The organism is Halolactibacillus halophilus, assembly GCF_900115605.1.
Taxonomy (GTDB): Bacteria; Bacillota; Bacilli; order Bacillales; family Amphibacillaceae; genus Halolactibacillus; species Halolactibacillus halophilus.
In genome coordinates this window covers 1-3,156 of sequence record NZ_FOXC01000073.1, presented here as the reverse complement: position 1 = coordinate 3,156, position 3,156 = coordinate 1, and the positions used below count along the sequence as shown (strand labels likewise).

The window sequence follows — 3,156 nt, the reverse complement described above, 5'->3', positions numbered from 1 at the left end:
ATTGGTCATAAAATTATCCTCCATTTCAATAAAGTTAACTTTATTGTAAATGGAGGATGGCACGTAAGGTATATACTCGTTCTATTGGCGCTTACGGCGTTTCTCACGGTTTAGCTGTTTTTATGTCTATAAGTGAACATGTCGAAAATGTTAGAACACACACGCAAACTTTACTTAAAATTCGGTAACAATCGTCCTTATTCCCTTACTTTCACATGAAAGAAAGATGAATGATTAACCAAAAAGCTAACAACATAAATTCACGGGGCAAAACCGATATTTTGACCACGCGTCACGAATTCAGGTTTCTAAGCTTTTCTCTATCATCCAATCATTTCGCTTAATTCCTTCGTTTTATTGATCGAGATTATCTATTTCAATCTCATTTTGAAAGAGAATTTTTAGATAATCTCTACCTGCATATAAAATGCGATAAATATACACAAATTCATTATCTGCTCGATAAAATACAATATAACGCCCTGATACTAAATACTTAAAATCCGTCTGAACATTTATCTTTGTTGACAAATCTACTCCCATCATGGGAAACGTTTTTAACTGCTCATAACTGTCGATAATATTCCGTACCACGTTCATTGCAGCTGTGGGGTTTTCAAGTTCTTTCGTTATATAGGCTCTAATTTCAATTAAGTCTTCTGTTGCCATGGGGTTTACTCTAATTTTAGGCATTAAATCAGACCCCCAGTTTTTCTTTCACCTGATCTTCTGTCATCCAATCTTTATCAGTTTTAATACGGTTTTCAGCTTCCATTAGTTTAGATAATAATTTAATGGTAGCCTGATTTTTTTCATATTCTTCAATATCTACGATGGCAAACTTACCTCTACCATTTTTCGTTAGGAATACAGGAGAACCGACGCCAATATCCTTTAAAACTTCATTGTAATTTCTTAAATCAGAAACTGGCTTAATGTTAGGCATAATATCAACTCCCTCTATAGAATAAGTTATTCTTAAAATTACGTTCCTTTGTAAATATCGTACCCTTATTTCACTTAAAATTCAATGTAATATATTACATCATTTCGATTTAGTGTTTTAAAAGTTTCATAACCATATTTCCAGCACGAACAAATATGACATCTACAACCAAGCTGGAATCACATCATCATTGAACTACCCCAACCTAATATTCTAACGTATGTTTGAGGAAGGGGTCTTCTCGCTCTAAGAAGATTAATATCTTTTTTCAACGTTGCTATCTCACCATCTTAACTAACTTTACACTATTCCATTTTATTACTATGTCATTTTTCTAGTTTTAACTTGAAAATTCACGTGGAGATAACCTGTAATAGCAAAGATGATAGAGACGTTACACCTCTATCAATACGTTCTTAAATAGTTTTCAATATTTATAAAGTAAAGAGATGTCGATAAGTTTATTTAGTGAGTGATTTTTGCTTCACTGAAATAACTTACCGACACCAAGTAATATACGACTTAAATTTTCACCTTATCTTACCAATAATCAGATGTTACCTTCTGATTCTATCCATAAATCTTACTAAATAAATCTTTCGTATAATCTTTGATGTCTGTAAAATTCAGCATCTCATACTTTTCTTTAACGTTTTTGAAATACTCATCAATGTCATACTTTTCAATAACTCTTTCAGATCCTTCACCATCTAATAAATCACGTCTGGCTATTCTCCAAGGTTCTTCTGAATGCGTCATGTTTTCAAGAATTTTACCACTATAGCAACCAAAATATAAAATAATATGGTTAAGCAGCTCTTTTTCATCGCCTGTCAAATTAATGTTTTCATAAGATAATTGATTGTCTTCAATTGGATTGTAACCAAACCCTTTATATTTATGGTAGACATCACGATAAACTGGCCCATGCGCCCAAGCTTCACAATCTTCCTCAAACATAAAAGTATTATCAAAAGCTTTATTAAATCCCTGAGCAAAGTACAATAATTTTTGTAATGCAAGCGGCGTAATCTCTGATGTTTCCAATAATAAATACTTTACGGCTGATTCAAGCTTGCTAATGTCATTTCCTTCTGTCTCAGCAATTTTTTCAGTAGCTGTCATACTTTTCCGGTAAGCTACTTCACTAATTCGGTTCTTATTTTGCTCTAATAATTCTCGGTAATATGCCTTATCACCAAGAATATGCTTTAGTTTATCAGAGTAAGGTTTTGACGGCGTATCACCATCTACGTATCTCGTTAATGTTCCTTCCCCCCATCCTAGTAGCAACGACAAGGGTCTTTTCCCAATGTCATACCTTTCTAAAACTCTTTCTATATCGGTAGCTGTGATCAAGTCTTCTGCTTCTCTGTATGCAGCATCCAGTTGAATTAAGTTATAGTCTCTGACTTCCGGCTCGAAAATTTCCTCCTTACACTCCTCGCAGTAAGCTTCTTTACCGACGTAGTAAATTGTCTTTCCTTTAATTGTTTTTTCCTTATTCACTGGTTTCACACTGTAGTCAACCATATCACGGCAATTCTCACAGAATCCCTTCATTATGATTTCCTCCTTATTATGGCGGTCAACTTCCGACCTTAATCTATCTAAATAAATACGTCATTTCAAAGTTTCTTTTATGAAATGACACAACAAAAGCTCTAGCATCCCCACTTTTCAATTCAATCATATTCACTTTAATATATATTTCAACATTCTCAAGCTCTCCCCAAAAGTCCAGTTCATATTGCTTACAAAAGACATATAAAATTTCATGTGCGTAATTAATTTTCTCATTCTCAACAGCATAGCAAAAATCATCATACTTCAAATCAAGTAATATTTCTTTTTCTCTCTTGGAGTTAACTTTATAATCCTCTATGAAACTCATGTTTTCTAGCCTATTCGTGTTCTTAGCAATGGAATATCTACCTTCAAGGACACATCTTCTGAACATGACTAAATATTTTTTTATATCATCCGAGGAGAAATCAAGAATTTTATGAGTGTTTGGATTTTTCGAGCTCAAGTAATCACTCCTTACTTATAGTATAACCATATTATATATTAATTAAACGTATGATACAAATAAAATGTATCAATTAGTACGTTTGATAGTGTACAATATTTTGTGTAAACGACCTTTGACTCGTTTTTGAGCATGGAAAAAGGAAGCCTCTTTTTGTAGAATAGAGTTACCAAACAAC

At 33.0% G+C, this 3,156-nt stretch carries 4 protein-coding genes; all 4 read right to left on the bottom strand.

Translation table 11 applies throughout. The features are described from left to right. Nucleotides 1–354: 354 nt before the first annotated feature. Nucleotides 355–693, bottom strand: a complete 339-nt coding sequence (locus BM098_RS13055; protein ID WP_089834067.1) for a type II toxin-antitoxin system RelE/ParE family toxin — start codon at nucleotides 691–693, stop codon at nucleotides 355–357. A gap of 4 nt (nucleotides 694–697) precedes the next feature. After that, nucleotides 698–946 carry a type II toxin-antitoxin system prevent-host-death family antitoxin gene (locus BM098_RS13050; protein ID WP_089834065.1) on the bottom strand — a complete coding sequence of 83 codons (249 nt, stop codon included), beginning with the start codon at nucleotides 944–946 and terminating at the stop codon, nucleotides 698–700. 570 nt (nucleotides 947–1,516) lie between these two features. Beyond that, on the bottom strand, nucleotides 1,517–2,509 hold the full coding sequence (locus tag BM098_RS13045; protein WP_089834063.1) for a type II toxin-antitoxin system antitoxin SocA domain-containing protein: 993 nt from the start codon (nucleotides 2,507–2,509) through the stop codon (nucleotides 1,517–1,519). Nucleotides 2,510–2,552: 43 nt separating this feature from the next. Next, nucleotides 2,553–2,978, bottom strand: coding sequence for a hypothetical protein (locus tag BM098_RS13040; RefSeq protein WP_186819716.1), 426 nt, complete (start codon nucleotides 2,976–2,978; stop codon nucleotides 2,553–2,555). Between the last annotated feature and the right edge of the window lie 178 nt (nucleotides 2,979–3,156).